This window comes from Xenorhabdus thuongxuanensis, assembly GCF_001908095.1.
Classification (GTDB): Bacteria; Pseudomonadota; Gammaproteobacteria; order Enterobacterales; family Enterobacteriaceae; genus Xenorhabdus; species Xenorhabdus thuongxuanensis.
The window spans coordinates 65391-79712 of the sequence record NZ_MKGR01000010.1 but is presented as its reverse complement, the minus strand read 5'-3'; the positions used below and the strand labels follow the sequence as shown (position 1 = coordinate 79712).

At 39.7% G+C, this 14322-nt stretch carries 17 protein-coding genes; 9 read left to right on the top strand and 8 right to left on the bottom strand.

Going from position 1 to position 14322, the window contains the following annotated elements; all coding sequences use genetic code 11:
• Positions 1-776 precede the first annotated feature (776 nt).
• The 5 genes from Xentx_RS09005 to Xentx_RS08985 all read left to right on the top strand — a co-directional run bounded on the left by Xentx_RS09005 (position 777) and on the right by Xentx_RS08985 (position 5038).
• A complete protein-coding gene (locus tag Xentx_RS09005) occupies positions 777-1748 on the top strand; it encodes an HlyD family secretion protein (RefSeq protein WP_074019919.1) in 972 nt (323 codons plus the stop codon).
• Positions 1749-1770: 22 nt separating this feature from the next.
• Complete coding sequence (locus Xentx_RS09000; protein WP_074019918.1) at positions 1771-2916, top strand: ABC transporter permease; 1146 nt, start codon at positions 1771-1773, stop codon at positions 2914-2916.
• Positions 2916-4088 carry an ABC transporter permease gene (locus tag Xentx_RS08995; protein WP_074019917.1) on the top strand — a complete coding sequence of 391 codons (1173 nt, stop codon included), beginning with the start codon at positions 2916-2918 and terminating at the stop codon, positions 4086-4088. The genes Xentx_RS09000 and Xentx_RS08995 overlap by 1 nt, the downstream gene beginning before the upstream one ends.
• Positions 4089-4394: 306 nt before the next feature.
• On the top strand, positions 4395-4535 hold the full coding sequence (locus Xentx_RS08990; protein WP_244149845.1) for a hypothetical protein: 141 nt from the start codon (positions 4395-4397) through the stop codon (positions 4533-4535).
• Positions 4529-5038, top strand: a complete 510-nt coding sequence (locus tag Xentx_RS08985) for a GNAT family N-acetyltransferase (protein WP_074019916.1) — start codon at positions 4529-4531, stop codon at positions 5036-5038. The genes Xentx_RS08990 and Xentx_RS08985 overlap by 7 nt, the downstream gene beginning before the upstream one ends.
• 18 nt (positions 5039-5056) lie before the next feature.
• Here Xentx_RS08985 and Xentx_RS08980 read toward each other — a convergent pair whose 3' ends face one another.
• Entirely contained in the window at positions 5057-5365 is a 309-nt protein-coding gene (locus tag Xentx_RS08980) for a GIY-YIG nuclease family protein (RefSeq protein ID WP_074019915.1), read from the bottom strand.
• Positions 5366-5649: 284 nt separating this feature from the next.
• Between Xentx_RS08980 and bhsA the strand changes: the two genes are divergently transcribed.
• A complete protein-coding gene (gene bhsA, locus Xentx_RS08975; protein ID WP_074019914.1) occupies positions 5650-5901 on the top strand; it encodes a multiple stress resistance protein BhsA in 252 nt (83 codons plus the stop codon).
• A 117-nt stretch (positions 5902-6018) separates the two neighbouring features.
• Positions 6019-6450 carry a YhbP family protein gene (locus Xentx_RS08970; protein WP_074019913.1) on the top strand — a complete coding sequence of 144 codons (432 nt, stop codon included), beginning with the start codon at positions 6019-6021 and terminating at the stop codon, positions 6448-6450.
• Here Xentx_RS08970 and nrdG read toward each other — a convergent pair.
• From nrdG to pyrI, 4 genes are all read right to left on the bottom strand, one after another.
• Positions 6447-6908, bottom strand: a complete 462-nt coding sequence (gene nrdG / locus Xentx_RS08965; protein ID WP_074019912.1) for an anaerobic ribonucleoside-triphosphate reductase-activating protein — start codon at positions 6906-6908, stop codon at positions 6447-6449. The genes Xentx_RS08970 and nrdG overlap by 4 nt on opposite strands.
• Positions 6909-6912: 4 nt before the next feature.
• On the bottom strand, positions 6913-8835 hold the full coding sequence (nrdD, locus tag Xentx_RS08960; RefSeq protein ID WP_074019951.1) for an anaerobic ribonucleoside-triphosphate reductase: 1923 nt from the start codon (positions 8833-8835) through the stop codon (positions 6913-6915).
• Positions 8836-9100: 265 nt separating this feature from the next.
• Positions 9101-9487, bottom strand: coding sequence for a 2-iminobutanoate/2-iminopropanoate deaminase (gene ridA, locus Xentx_RS08955; RefSeq protein ID WP_074019911.1), 387 nt, complete (start codon positions 9485-9487; stop codon positions 9101-9103).
• Between the two features lie 138 nt (positions 9488-9625).
• Complete coding sequence (pyrI, locus tag Xentx_RS08950; RefSeq protein WP_074019910.1) at positions 9626-10090, bottom strand: aspartate carbamoyltransferase regulatory subunit; 465 nt, start codon at positions 10088-10090, stop codon at positions 9626-9628.
• Positions 10091-10317: 227 nt separating this feature from the next.
• On the opposite strand from pyrI, the gene Xentx_RS08945 reads away from it, so the two are divergent.
• Both Xentx_RS08945 and Xentx_RS08940 read left to right on the top strand, forming a co-directional pair.
• Entirely contained in the window at positions 10318-11073 is a 756-nt protein-coding gene (locus tag Xentx_RS08945) for a M15 family metallopeptidase (protein ID WP_083600925.1), read from the top strand.
• A 63-nt stretch (positions 11074-11136) separates the two neighbouring features.
• Positions 11137-12348: a DUF819 family protein gene (locus Xentx_RS08940; protein ID WP_074019909.1), complete on the top strand. Its 1212-nt coding sequence runs from the start codon at positions 11137-11139 to the stop codon at positions 12346-12348.
• A gap of 49 nt (positions 12349-12397) precedes the next feature.
• Here Xentx_RS08940 and Xentx_RS08935 read toward each other — a convergent pair whose 3' ends face one another.
• Genes Xentx_RS08935 through Xentx_RS08925 form a run of 3 tightly spaced genes read right to left on the bottom strand, consistent with a single transcriptional unit; the run spans position 12398 to position 14315 of the window.
• Positions 12398-13141 carry a metallophosphoesterase family protein gene (locus tag Xentx_RS08935; RefSeq protein ID WP_074019908.1) on the bottom strand — a complete coding sequence of 248 codons (744 nt, stop codon included), beginning with the start codon at positions 13139-13141 and terminating at the stop codon, positions 12398-12400.
• Positions 13138-13836 (bottom strand): VUT family protein, encoded by a 699-nt coding sequence (locus tag Xentx_RS08930; protein ID WP_074019907.1) that lies wholly within the window; start codon positions 13834-13836, stop codon positions 13138-13140. The genes Xentx_RS08935 and Xentx_RS08930 overlap by 4 nt, the downstream gene beginning before the upstream one ends.
• Positions 13833-14315 carry a hypothetical protein gene (locus tag Xentx_RS08925; RefSeq protein WP_074019906.1) on the bottom strand — a complete coding sequence of 161 codons (483 nt, stop codon included), beginning with the start codon at positions 14313-14315 and terminating at the stop codon, positions 13833-13835. The genes Xentx_RS08930 and Xentx_RS08925 overlap by 4 nt, the downstream gene beginning before the upstream one ends.
• Positions 14316-14322: the final 7 nt, after the last annotated feature.

Below are 14322 nucleotides of genomic sequence, written 5' to 3'. Positions count from 1 at the left end.
AGCATAAAATTATTTTTTGATCAATATAACTTTTGATATCAATCAATTTGATATTTAAACCCTATTTTATTTAAATAATTAAATAAAAATAAATGGTTGTCATTTTGTTTTATATTATCTTAATGCCTTCTTTCTGATTCTTATTAAACATAAGAAAATATGATTTGTTTATTGTTTTTTCTATTTTTTTACAAAATAAAATCAACAGATTTTTACTAGGAATAATAATTATCGAAAGTATTTTGGACTGAAAATATAGCATTTATTTTTTTACTATATTAATATATATGAATTTATAATTTTAATTATAATATGTAATTTTATTGCATAATTAATATTTATTTCTCGCGAGTCTTTTATTGCCTTTTTCATTGTCAATATTTATTTTGAATGAAAAAGGATGATAGCGATTAATTCATTATATTTATTAACTTAATTAATATAAATTTAATTAACTAATTATTTTTATGATTACTATCCAGTTTTATATGATGATGTGTTAAATGTTTTATATTTGTTAAAAAATATCATGCTATTATTATAGGGGTTTATATCGCTATGACCTTTGTTTACTGGTGTTAATAGGGTTTATGGCAGTATTTATAACTGACAAAGGTTTTTTCCCCGGAAGTGCTAAAATTTAGGCAGTGAAGAATATTTAGGCATAGTTTATGCGGTTTGCCTTAACTGACACTGACACTGTAACTAATATCGGGCTGGCTGTAATTTTATCGAGAATTTTGATCTGATAGTACGCTTAGGGCTTGCAGAACATAATGAAGAAAAGAACACTTTTCACAATCTTACTGATTATTTTTCTAATCGCAATGGCAGTACTTTTCCGTTCCCATAGTCAGGAGCTCTTGTTGCAAGGAGAAGTTGATGCGCCAGAAGTTATTGTTGCGTCCAAAGCGATGGGGCGAGTCGCTGAGGTTCATATTGAACGAGGAGATAGTGTCAAAGCAGGGCAACTGATGGTGAGTCTTGATAGTCCTGAACTGGCGGCTAAAGTTGCTGCGGCTCAAGCTGTACGTGATCAAGCTAAGGCAAAACTTGAATTATCTCTGCATGGGACTCGTGAGGAGAACATTCGAAATTTAGAAGCTATTTTTGCCCAGACTCAATCAGAGTACACAAATGCACAACGTGAATTTAATCGCCTCAAAAATATATCGGCTAACGGCTATGTATCTGCCAGTGCTCTGGATAATGCACGCAACGCACGGGATATTGCCTATCAAAAGATGCTGGGGGCTAAAGCAGATCTGGATGAAGGAAAAAATGGTGACCGCATAGAGTTAAGGCAACAATTTCTGGCAGCATTGAATGAAGCAGAAGAAAACCTGCGTGAACTGAAAATACAGAGTGATGATCTGCAAGTCAAAGCCCCTGTTGATGGAGAAATCGGGCCATTGCCAGCAGAAGTTGGTCAACTTTTTAATGCTAATAGCCCGTTAGCGACATTGATACGTATTTCACAGGCTTATTTTGTTTATAACCTGCGTGAAAATATTTTGGCAAACGTTCGCAAGGGCGACAAAATTAAATTGCGTGTACCTGCACTGGGAAATAAAGAGATTGAAGCTGAAATCCGTTATATCGCGCCAATGGGGGATTATGCAACGAAACGCGCAACTCGAGCGACGGGGGATTTTGACCTGAGAACGTTTGAGGTTCGGTTATATCCATTGCAACCCGTTGATGGCTTACGTCCGGGTATGAGTGCCTTATGGCTCTGGAATAAGTAAGGGTATAAATAAGGGCGGCCTGATGAATAGAAAAGCTGTGTGGAGCAGTTTCGAACAGGAATTTACGCGAGAATTTAATACTGCGCTGCATAGTCCGGTTTTTCACTGGCTAGGGTGGTTGTTTCCTTTGCTGTTGTTTATCTTAATTAGTGCTAATTTTTCAGAAGGAACACTATTTAATTTGCCTGTTTCGGTTGTGGATAATGACCAGAGTACGCTGTCACGTACCTTTATCCGTAACTTGGATGCTGCACCCCATGCGAATATTAAGTCTTATGACAATAGTTTGCCAGAATCTATAGAACGTTTGCGCAGGTCGCAGGATTATTCCCTGCTTTATATCCCTGAGGATTTTGAAAAAGATGCTCTAAGCGGGAAACAGCCGACGGTAACTATGTATTACAATGCCCTATTTTATGGCGCAGGTCGCTACTCGACTCAGGATTTCAGCGGATTGGTGGCGGAAACTAATGCAAAATACCGCACAATCATTGCTTCCGAAATAGGTCGGCAGTTACCTCCATTAGCTAAAGCGACCATGTCCTATGACAGCTTGTTTAATGCCAGTGGCAGTTATATTTATTACCAGCAATTTGCGGCAACCATTCATCTATTACAACTTTTTGTCGTCACATGTACTATCTACACAATGGCCAGAGGAAAGCAGCTCTTGGAGGCGAAATATTTCGTCGGGGCATTGTTGGGAAAATTGGCGCCTTATACCTTGATTTTCACACTGCTATTGATGGTGGAAATTACGGCACTGGTTCTTTTTTCGGGGGCAAAAGTAGCGGGTAATCCGTTGTACATGCCGATTGTTGGATTTTTCTATGTGATTGCTGCACAAAGTATTGGCCTATTGCTGTTTACCTTCACCAACAGTGCAATAACTGCCTATACCTTGATTGGGATGTTAGTCAGTATTGCGATGACGTTTTCTGGCATGCTCGTGCCAACACTCTCTATGGTATGGCCCGCGAGGGTTATCTCTACTCTTGAGCCATTAACTTATGCTTTGAATGCCATGTTTGATATCTTCCTGCGAGAGGTATCACTACAGATTATTTTGCATGTTTGCCTAATATTGATGATCTATCCTGCGGTTTGTGGCTTTTTGATTCGCAATCGCTTGTGGAAGCGCCTTAATCGATCAGAGGGAACTGCATAATGTCGAGTAATGGGCAAGCAAATTGGGCGTTGTATTGGCAGACCCTGCGCGATGTATTTTTGGGGATGCTGGAAAAACCCATGTGGTTGTTGTTGATTGTTTCGCTATGTGTGATGAGCCTGGTCTACATTCGTCCTTCTTTGTGGGACTTACCGATTGCTGTGATCGACCAGGATAATAGCCATGCGAGTCGCACGCTGATCCGCCGTATTGATTCTATGGCAAAAGTGGCACCCCAAATCTACAGTAATCTCGATGATGCCCGTCGTGACATGCTACAGCGCACAATATTTGCCATTATCATCGTGCCGGTGGATTTTGAAAAACGCCTGTTGAGTGGACAGAATGTCACTGTGCCGGTTTATGGTGATGCGACAAATCGTCTCGCCAATGGGCAGATCCAACAGGATCTGGCACTGGCTTATCAACAACTTTTGTCAGAATACAATGGCAAATTACTTTTGCAATCGGGTTTCAGCATTGAGCAGGTGAAAACTTTGCTACAACCGATTCGAAGTGAAACTATTGGGTTATTTAACCCGGGTGTCAGCTATGCTGCAATAATATTTCCTGGTTTATTGGTCATGTTACTGCAACACTCTTTGTTAGTAGCTTGTGTTCGCGTCAGTATTACCCTGCGGGAAACGCCCAAAGGTAATCCGCCGTTACCCGTCTATTTGGGAACATTATCCGCTTTGATCCCTATCTGGCTATTTCTGTCAGTGATCTTTTTTATCCTGTGGCCGTGGATATTGGGGTATCGGCAAGATGCACCGATTTACCTCGTGCTTTTACTGACATTCCCATTCTTGTTGACGGTATTGGGATTGGGTAAATTGGTGACAGAATGCCTGCGTAGCGTGGAAATGATTTATTTAACGCTGGCTTTTATTACTACGCCGATCTTCTATATTTCCGGCACAATCTGGCCTCCTCAGGCGATGCCTGAGTGGGTCAGGGTGATCTCATTGGCACTGCCCTCGACATGGGCAACAAAAGCAATAGCAGGGGTTAATCAAATGGGATTGCCATTGCACAATGTATACAAAGATATCGGCATGATGTTACTGCTTGGTGTGATGTATATGGTTTTGGGCATTTTGGTTGGTATGCTGCGTAATAAAGAATTTCGTTGTATCACCCAGCGTATTAAACGATTCTTTTCTTCATAATATTCATAAAATCACAATTTAATTGCCATGTATGGCTTTTGCTAATCTACCCTGTAGACGTTTTGTGATAAGGGATTTATTATCGATTTTTCCATTGTAAGCAACTCTTTTACCTCTTATAGCATCAGGTGCTGAAACAGTTTCTTGGCTGATGAGAAGCTGGTATTTTGATATATTGCTAGTGAAGGTAAAAGTGCGGGTGCTTGGCTTACACGGGGTCATCAGTGTACAAGATAATTGCTTTCCTGATACATTGCTTTTCAGCGTCGTTTATGGGTTGAAGGGAATACAGAATTGGGACTACATGTGAAAAATCTGCTGGATTCCATTCAAGTGGGATCTATGCCATCCATCCTTCACTTTGGTCTATTGCGTCTGACTGAATTGATCAAAGTGGGACAGAAAGAGGGCGCTGATCAGAACGATCGCGCGTTATCGTCATGTTAATCAGGGTCGAAATTCCTGTCGATGCTATGGGGATTGATCGTTTGCTGCGCCAATCTTTTGAAACATCGGCAGAAGCTGAGTTAATTCATCAATTAAGAGAAGATGGTTTATTGACACTAGGTATTGTTGCAACCGACGATGAAGGCCATGTGATTGGCTATGCCGGTTTCGCGCCTGTTGATATCAATGGTGAAGATCATCAATGGGTGGGTTTGGCGCCATTGGCAGTGGCGGAACCGTATCGTTGTCATGGGCTTGGTGAAAAGTTGGTTTATGAAGGACTGGATAGCCTGAACGAGTTTGGATATGGAGCGGTTGTAGTGCTGGGGGAGCCTCAATACTACTGCCGTTTGGGTTTTAAACTTGCTAGTGAATATCAAGTGCATTGCCAATGGCCTGATTGTGAGGATTACTTCTTGATCTATCCCCTGGCTGATATTTCACAGGGAGACTGCCATGGTCTGGTTACTTATCCTGCCCATTTTGCTCACCTGTGGGCATAACCTGAGTGAAAAAACTTCTCACTTCTCAGATGAACTGATTTCTGTTAAATAAGTCATTATGCAGAGAGGCTGGTCTATAACTAGCCTTTCTTTTTGCTGCTTACTCAGTTTTTTCACGCGATATTCCATCTTTAATGCCACGCTTTTATTCCCTACCTGACTCTGATAGACCAACGTCAAAGGGTTTTTTCCTTTCAGGTATTTTGCACCTTTTCCGGCCGCATGTTGCTTAAATCGACAAGAGATATTGTTGGTTATTCCGGTATACAGGCTCCCATTTCGTGTTCTGATCAGATAGATATACCAGTTAGATACTTTAATATTCATTATTTATTTTTAATAATTTTAGTAAATTAATTTATATAAGAAATTAACTCATATTTCAGTGATAAGTGTGATTATAAGCTGAATTTTTGATGGTTTTTAAATATAACAAAATGAATTTATTAAAATTATATGTCATTCATTAACCATTGTCAGTGTTTTTCATTCAAAAAAATTGAAAAAATATAGCAACAATTGCTAATTATAATATTCTGAACAAGCGTATAACATGCTCACAATTACAAGAGATTAATACCATGTTGAAAAAATGAGTAGAGGAGCAAAATATGAAAAATGTAAAAACTATTATCTCTATTTTAGCATTAAGTGCGGTTTCTTTTGGTTCTTTTGCCGCTACTGAAGTTCAGGTTGCTAAGGGAGAAAAGATCGGGGTTGTTTCAGTGAGTGGTGCAGAGACACTAGATAGCCTAACCGCAGAGTTGTCCAAAAAAGCTGATGAAGCTGGCGCAACTTATTTCCGTGTTGTGTCTGCAAATGGCCAGAATCAACTCAATGGAGTTGCCGAAATTTATAAATAATTTATAGTGTTTCTATATAAACCTCAGGGTTTATTGAGTCGTATACAGAATACGTAACTGGATAAGGCGCCTATCGTGTTTTGTTATGGCTTAAATAAAATAACGGTATGGAAATATATGGATTTAAATAAAGAAATATTAACAATTAGCCAATATCTTGCCAGGCAGCATGTATTTACTCTTTGCTCTTCTTCAGCCCAAGATTTATGGTGTGCGAACTGTTTTTATGTTTTTGATGCTGATTGCATGGCATTCTGGTTTATGACGGAATCTGATACCCGCCACGGCCAGATGATGCAAAACAATCCTATCGTTGCAGGCACTGTTGCCGGCCAAACACGCAATATCGCGCAAATCAAGGGTGTTCAATTTCGTGGTGAAGTCATTCCATTGGCAGGTGAAGCTGAAACCCTCGCCAGAGCACGTTATTGCCGCCGTTTTCCTATCGCTTTGGCAGCCAAGTCCCCAATCTGGCAGCTCAATATCAATGAAATCAAAATGGTGAATAATACCCTCGGTTTTGGCAAAAAATTGCATTGGCAGCGTTAAAAATAGTGGATAACCTGATTATGGCTGCCTCGCCAGATTAACGAGGGATCATATAGCTCTTGTTCAAATTTCCCATCCACTATCACATGGATATAACTGATAACTTCTTGTTGAACTTCACTTAATTCATTAAGGACATAACCTGTCCATAGCCAGATATCCTTATCTGGGCATTCTTCCTGTACACGTTTAACCAGTTGCAGTATGCGGGGAACATTATGGGGATGCAGAGGATCACCACCAGACAGTGACAGACCTTGCCGTTTAATACGGTGATCTTTTAGGTCAGTAATGATTTGATCTTCGATTGCTTGCGTAAAAGGCAGGCCTGAATCCACTCGCCATGTACTTTGGTTGTAGCAGCCACGGCATTGATGCAAACAACCTGATACGAACAGTGTACAACGAGTTCCGGGGCCATTCACCACATCAACCGGATAATATTGATGATAATTCATGCTATTAACCTATTTGCCCATTGCCGAGATGTTTCACGCGGCGTTTCACTTCCTCCTGCTTACCGGCATTGAATGGGCGGGCATCCGGGCTGCCGAGGTAACCACAAACACGGCGAATGACTGAGACATGGGCTGGATCATGATTACCACATTGGGGACAGGTGAATCCCTTACTGGTACAGGCAAACTCACCGGTAAAACCGCATTGATAACATTCATCAATTGGCGTATTGGTGCCATAGTAAGGCACACGTGAATAACTGTAATCCCAGACATCTTCCAATGCTTTCAAATTATGTTGCAGATTGGGATATTCGCCGTAGCAAATAAAACCACCGTTTGCTAATGGTGGATAGGGCGCTTCAAAATCCAGCTTATCATAGGGATTGACCTTCTTTTCCACATCCAGATGGAAGCTATTGGTGTAATAGCCCTTATCGGTGACACCTTGGATTATGCCAAATTCAGTGGTATCCAAACGGCAGAAGCGGTCACATAAATTCTCGCTTGGTGTACTGTACAAACTAAACCCATAACCTGTCTCCTGCTTCCACTGATCGACGGCATTACGTAAGCGTTTAACAATAGAGATGGCTTTCTGCTGGCGTTGTTCATCATCAAACAGGTGAATGTGATTACCATATAATGCATTTATTGTTTCATGAATGCCGATATAGCCCAACGAAATAGAAGCACGGCCCTGTTTGAAAATATCGGCAATATTGTCATCGGCTTTCAGGCGGACACCACAGGCACCTTCCATATAGAGGATCGGGGCAACGCGAGCCTTGGTATTTTCGAGGCGAGAAATTCGGGTCATCAGCGCTTTTTTGGCGAGTGACAAGCGTTGATCCAAAATTTGCCAAAAATCAGTTTCCTTACCCTTAGCTTCGAGCGCAATGCGGGGAAGGTTCAGGCTGATAACGCCTAAATTGTTACGCCCTTCGTGAATTTGCTGACCGTTTTCCTCATAAACGCTGAGAAAACTGCGGCAACCCATTGGAGTTTTAAATGATCCCGTTACCTTAATCACTTGATCATAATTGAGGATATCGGGATACATGCGTTTACTGGCACATTCCAGAGCCAGTAATTTGATGTCATAGTGGGGATCACCAAACCGGTGATTCAATCCATCACGAATGGTAAAAATTAGTTTGGGGAAGACGGCGGTCTTACGGTTTTTTCCCAAACCTGCAATGCGGTTACGCAGAATTGAGATTTGAATCAGTCGGGCTTCGTTGGTTGTTCCCAATCCGAAACCGAAAGTGACAAATGGCGTTTGCCCATTGGCGGTATGCAGCGTATTGACTTCATATTCCAGAGACTGGAAGGCGTCATAACATTCTTTTTCCGTGCGGGCTTCTGCATAGGCAACCTGATCGGCAATATTCCACTCTTTGGCAATTGCCAGATGCTTGTCATAACTGGCCTTTACAAAAGGGGCGAGGACTTCATCAATGCGATTAATGGTTGTGCCGCCATAAATGTGGCTGGCAACTTGTGCGATGATTTGGGCGGTGACCGCAGTGGCGGTAGAAATGGATTTGGGCGGTTCAATTTCCGCATTACCCATTTTAAAGCCGTTAGTCAGCATGCCCTGCAAATCGATCAGCATACAGTTGAACATAGGAAAAAACGGGGCGTAATCCAGATCATGATAGTGAATTTCTCCTTTATCGTGTGCCTGCACTACATCATGTGGCAGCATATGCTGCTTGGCATATTGTCGGGCAACAATTCCAGCCAATAAATCACGTTGGGTTGGAATTACCTTACTGTCTTTATTGGCATTTTCATTGAGAAGAGAGAAATTGCTTTGCTCGATCAGGCCCCGAATTTCTTGATCTAACCGATCATGCCAGGTATGGGAAGCCTGTTCACAGGTATTGCCCTTACTAACGTCATCCTGTTGCGTCACAACCATTTTCACGATAAGGCTCCTCAATATGTTATCCACAGGCCAAAATGAGATGAAGGCTCGCTTTCTGCTTTAAAGTGGATAATCTTGTGCATAAATACTATATGTAGTGTTTATATTATATTAAAGCACAACATGTGGTTTTTATGAGCTAATATACAAACTAAAAAGTTGATCTAAGACAGAGAAAGGGAAGATTATTAGCGGGAGGAAGACCAGACGGGAATAACAACCCTGATACCAGCGTTATCAGGGTTGAGAAAACGACAAATTAGCGACGAACGGCGATAGCTTCGATTTCGATTTTCACGTCTTTTGGCAGACGGGCAACTTCAACACATGAACGGGCAGGGAACGGTGCATTGTGTTCAGCAAAGAACGCTTCGTAAGTTGCGTTCACGGCCGCGAAGTCATTCAGATCCTTAACAAACACTGTGGTTTTTACGATATCAGCAACTTTCAAGCCAGATTGTTCGATAATAGCTTGAACGTTTTCCAAAGATTGACGGGCTTGAGCAGTCACCTCTTCAGGGATAGCACCGGTTTTTGGATCAACAGGGATTTGGCCGGAAGTGATAACCATGCTACCCAGATCAACACCCTGAACATAAGGGCCGATTGCTGCTGGTGCATTTTCGGTATGGATAGAACGTGACATTAGAAACTCCTGTTTGACGTCTAAATGGAAAAATTTTCTGGATTGCCATTATAGTGATCCTTTGTCCCGCATCAATTGATACAGGACATTCTTACAGATTACCTGAACTGGCAGCAGATAGATTATTTGAATCGGTGGTTAATCGTTATTGATAACGGCTTGACGATCAAACTCTTTCTCACAGTATTTACAGCGCAACACCACATCGTCTTTTTCTGACATCACATAGAAGCTGCTGTCGACAGGTTCATTATGGCTGATGCAATTGCTGTTTGGGCAGACAAGGACACTGTCGATTCTGTCTGGCAAGTTGATTGGCATCTTTTTGACCACAACGTAATTCTCAATATTATTGATCGTGGCATTGGGTGCATACATGGCGAGTTGGTTTGCCTGTTGTTCTGTCAGAAAGGTGTTTTCAATCTTGATCAGATCCTTTTTACCCAAATGATTGGAAGGCAGATTCAGGCCAATCGTAATGCGCTGATCTGTTTCGGTGAGTTTGAACAGTGACAATAACTTAAAGCCGACGTGGGCTGGGATGTGATCGATAACCGTGCCACATTTAATGGCTTCTACTTGTAGTTGATGGTCTTGTGTCATGTTGTGTCATGAATACCGTCTCGGTATTCCTCCTCCAGATATTAGGGTTGGCTTATTTTGTCATAGACGATTTGGCATTTCACCTGATTACCTTTTGAATATAAAAGACGATTTAACTCAATAATAGAAAATAAATAAAATTTGATGGATAGCACTTCTGTTGCTAACCTGTAAACATGTTGTTATTTAAATGAAATCAACACCAATATCACAGTGTAAGGTTGAATATGTTGCTACCTACTTCTTCTGGAAATATAAACCTGGGAAAAAATGCTGCGGAAAAAATCTCGGTAGAGGGCGATTTTGATTGGAAAATAATTAATGAAATTCCTATTTATGAATGTCATGAATCTTTAGAAATCATTACTGATTCGAATAAATTAAAACAAAAATCGGTTTATTATCTGGCAGGAATAAAAGGCTCTATTGAATATTGTATGGTAAGAAAAAGTGTGGCTGAAAAATTAAGGATAGCATCACAGTTACTTCCTGCCCATTTGGGGATTTTAGTATTGGATGGTTGGCGTTCGCGGGAAACGCAGCAAGCATTGCAAGAGATAACGCAGGTAAAGATCGCAGAGCAATATACCGAATTATCGGCTGAGGAACAGCAGAAACTATTACAGCAATTTGTAGCTCCAGCGCCAGTAGGAAAAAATCAAATCAGCCCACATCTGACAGGGGGTGCAGTGGATGTCACACTCTTTAATATAGAATCTGGTCATGCACTTTTTTTGGGGACAGAGTTTGATGAAGTGAATGGACTTTCCTACACCGCTGCATTAGAAAAGGCCCCTGAAAAAAATATGTCTGCCACTTTATATCGCCGATTACTCTACCACGCCATGAAGCAAGTAGGATTTACCAATTTACCGACTGAGTGGTGGCATTATGATTACGGTAACTCCATGTGGGCATTCTATAACAACAGGACGGCTATTTATGGAGCAATAGATGAAACTTCAGACTATTTGAATAAGTAAATCATTGAATGAGTCAGTGAGTGAATATCTTCTTTTTTATTTAAAAAATATTGGGAAAAAATAATGAAAAATACATTCATTACAGCTGACAATTCATTAATGCTGTGGGCTTTTATTATGATTGTTGTCGCTGCCGCCATAATGGCAGAACAGCGTTTTAAATGGGCATCTAAAATACCGGGAGCAGTGATTGCATTGATCGTTGCTGTCTTTGCTTCCAATTTAAATATTATTCCTACCGAAGCACCGGCTTACGATGCTGTTTGGGGGTATATCCTGCCACTGGCAATCCCCTTATTATTATTTAAAACTAACCTGCACAGTATTCTTAAAGAAAGTGGACGATTATTGATACTTTTCCTGATTTCTTCCGTTGCGACCATGATTGGTACAATCGTCTCTTTCTGGCTTTTCAGGGCTTACATACCAGAGTTAGATAAAATCAGTGGCATGATATCCGCTTCTTATACGGGAGGAGGAGTTAACTTTGCGGCAATGGCCGCCAAGCTGGAAACTTCCCAGGACATGGTGGCCTCTACCATCGTTGCTGATCATTTTATGATGGCCGCTTATTTTATTATCCTGATGCTTTTATCTGGTTGGACAGTGGCGAGAAAATTCTGGGGCAGTCCATATACCGATTTGGTTGAAAATACGCCTAATTTAGATAAATCTCAACCCTTGGCGGCTGCTTATTGGAAACCCAAAAATATTGCCCTGAAAGACATCGCTATATCGCTGGCATGGTCAATTTTTATCGTTGCGCTATCATTTCAGCTTTCATCATGGTTAAAAACCTTGCTTGGGCAGCCAAACAACATTTACCAAGAGCTGGTTTTCAGCCTGATTTCCGATAAATACCTGCTTCTGACTACCGTCACTTTTATTATCGTCTCAATATTTAAAGAGACATTCAGCAAACTGAATGGCACCCAGGAATTGGGTACTTACGCCATTTATATGTTTTTTGTTGTGATTGGCATACCTGCATCCGTTCAGGTCATTATCAGCCATGCGCCACTACTATTTGCCTTCGTCTTTGTGATTACTATGCTGAACTTGATACTGACTTTTGCCGTGGGAAAAGTGTTTAAATTCAACCTTGAGGAAAACATTTTGGCGTGTAATGCCAATATCGGTGGGCCAACTACCGCAGCAGCGATGGCAATTAGCCGTGGTTGGATTAATCTGGTCGGCCCGATTATGGTGATTGGTACTGTTGGCTATGTCATTGGTAATTATGTGGGGACGTTTGTTTATTTTGTGGTGAAATGAACAAGTGCAGCCAACAACGCTGCAACTTGAACAATAGAGGAAATAAACATTAATAAATGCATGATGTTATAGATAAATCGGAAGAAAAATCTATTATATTGAAACCAAAGCCCTTTGATATCTTGACTGTATCTATACCTGGTAACCATTGGAATACAACAGCGGGAGCAACACTCGTTACCATTGTATTATGATGCCAAATACGTGAAGTATGTGCATGTCCACTGCCGATAAATTTAACCTGATGTTTCTCACACAGAGCCAATAATTCTTTGCTATTATTCAACATGCAGTTATCTACAATTGGTGTACCAACTGAAATGGCATGGTGATGCATGAATATTGCGATATTAAAATGACTGTTTTCAATCATCTCTCTTTCTAACTCAGCCAAGTTATTGTTGGATATAAAACCGAAATCCTCACCTTCGACGACAGTATCGACAGAAATAATATGCCAGGATTTATTTTTATACTGGCGGGAGTTGATAATATATTGTGTTTTTTCTTCTGCGAGAGCGATATCAAAATTATTCTTAATATCATGATTACCAAGTATTGCTATATAAGGTGTTTTTAGGGATTCCATTTTCTTAAAAAAGTATTTATAAGCATCGACATCACCATCATTTGTAATGTCACCGGATACAATAATTAACGCTATATCAGTAATGTTTTTTATTCTATATATTTCTTCACAAACAAAATCAAAATTTTCATAAGGATTGACATTAAAAATTTTATTGTCTCGGCTTAGGGTCAAGTGTATGTCTGTTAAGTGAATAGCTTTCATTTTTTATTACCTTTGAAAAGAAATGGATTATATGAAATGTTCCAGTCGTATATATCAGTTGACTCTAATTTTTTGATTTTATCAGATAAGATTATCCCTATCGGTAGCAAAATAATGGACATGATGACTTTATATGACCATGTTGTCGCAATTATTATGATTAATTCATTAAAACTGTATTTTGAAGACAGGCTGATAGGATATGCTGACAGTAGAAGAGCGGCCTGGGTAATCATTGAAGCAATGATATATCTGATGAAAAAAAATCGTCCAAGAAAAACTTTTTTTAAGTTAGATATAACAAATCCATTGATAAAATAAGAAATAGGTACAGAAGTCCATGTCCCCACCATCACACGCCAGAACTCACCAAATAATGATCTAAAGTTCATTGAGATCTGATTATTTTCTGGTTGTGCATGTGATGCTGCAAAGATGATCATTACGAAAATTGATTGGCATAAAACGATTATCCAGACTGTTTTGACTCCTTGTCTGTACCCATATACTTCTGTCTGAATTGTGGATATTAGGAAATAAAAAGAGAATAAAATCCCACTAAATGTGATTTTGAAGCCACTAAAATCTAAAGTTTTATATACAAGTACATCACATGTTATCATTATTGTGACGGATAAAGAAATAAATAAAGAGTCATATTTAAATTTTGAATTAATGGGATAGGATTTAGTCACTTTATTACCTTCAATTTTGTATGCTTGGATGATTTTATTTTTTCTGCCCTTGATATATCATCGGAGATTTTTCTGCCATCTTTTAATCCTGACATATAGGCGATTTTGACAAGGCTTGCTGGATCTAATTTTTCCACTATATTATTATCCATAAGTAATTCCTTTCCATTTATTTTTCTGCGAGAATAGGCATTTTGTATTATGAAGGAAAGATCTCTGCTTTCTTCTATAATTTCGAATTTTTGCTTTTCTCTCATTTCATATTCTTCAAATTTTGTTATGAATATGATGTCGATAGGATTTATATTATATAATAGATCACTATCAAAGATATCTTCTGCGGTTGCTTTGATACATGTATGGGTGCCTAATTCTTTTAATATATAACATCCATTCTCTTTTATGGGTTCAAATTTTTGTAAACTGTATATATAACGAGGTTTAAATGTCTTTTTGAAAAAATCAACTATTTTTTCCATAATAAAA

Bases quoted from the DNA above. Each gene is read 5' to 3' on its own strand.
- Xentx_RS09005 (WP_074019919.1), top strand. From the start codon at position 777: ATGAAGAAAAGAACACTTTTCACAATCTTACTGATTATTTTTCTAATC.
- Xentx_RS09000 (WP_074019918.1), top strand. From the start codon at position 1,771: ATGAATAGAAAAGCTGTGTGGAGCAGTTTCGAACAGGAATTTACGCGA.
- Xentx_RS08995 (WP_074019917.1), top strand. From the start codon at position 2,916: ATGTCGAGTAATGGGCAAGCAAATTGGGCGTTGTATTGGCAGACCCTG.
- Xentx_RS08985 (WP_074019916.1), top strand. From the start codon at position 4,529: ATGTTAATCAGGGTCGAAATTCCTGTCGATGCTATGGGGATTGATCGT.
- Xentx_RS08980 (WP_074019915.1), bottom strand. From the start codon at position 5,365: ATGAATATTAAAGTATCTAACTGGTATATCTATCTGATCAGAACACGA.
- bhsA (WP_074019914.1), top strand. From the start codon at position 5,650: ATGAAAAATGTAAAAACTATTATCTCTATTTTAGCATTAAGTGCGGTT.
- Xentx_RS08970 (WP_074019913.1), top strand. From the start codon at position 6,019: ATGGATTTAAATAAAGAAATATTAACAATTAGCCAATATCTTGCCAGG.
- nrdG (WP_074019912.1), bottom strand. From the start codon at position 6,908: ATGAATTATCATCAATATTATCCGGTTGATGTGGTGAATGGCCCCGGA.
- nrdD (WP_074019951.1), bottom strand. From the start codon at position 8,835: ATGGTTGTGACGCAACAGGATGACGTTAGTAAGGGCAATACCTGTGAA.
- ridA (WP_074019911.1), bottom strand. From the start codon at position 9,487: ATGTCACGTTCTATCCATACCGAAAATGCACCAGCAGCAATCGGCCCT.
- pyrI (WP_074019910.1), bottom strand. From the start codon at position 10,090: ATGACACAAGACCATCAACTACAAGTAGAAGCCATTAAATGTGGCACG.
- Xentx_RS08945 (WP_083600925.1), top strand. From the start codon at position 10,318: ATGTTGCTACCTACTTCTTCTGGAAATATAAACCTGGGAAAAAATGCT.
- Xentx_RS08940 (WP_074019909.1), top strand. From the start codon at position 11,137: ATGAAAAATACATTCATTACAGCTGACAATTCATTAATGCTGTGGGCT.
- Xentx_RS08935 (WP_074019908.1), bottom strand. From the start codon at position 13,141: ATGAAAGCTATTCACTTAACAGACATACACTTGACCCTAAGCCGAGAC.
- Xentx_RS08925 (WP_074019906.1), bottom strand. From the start codon at position 14,315: ATGGAAAAAATAGTTGATTTTTTCAAAAAGACATTTAAACCTCGTTAT.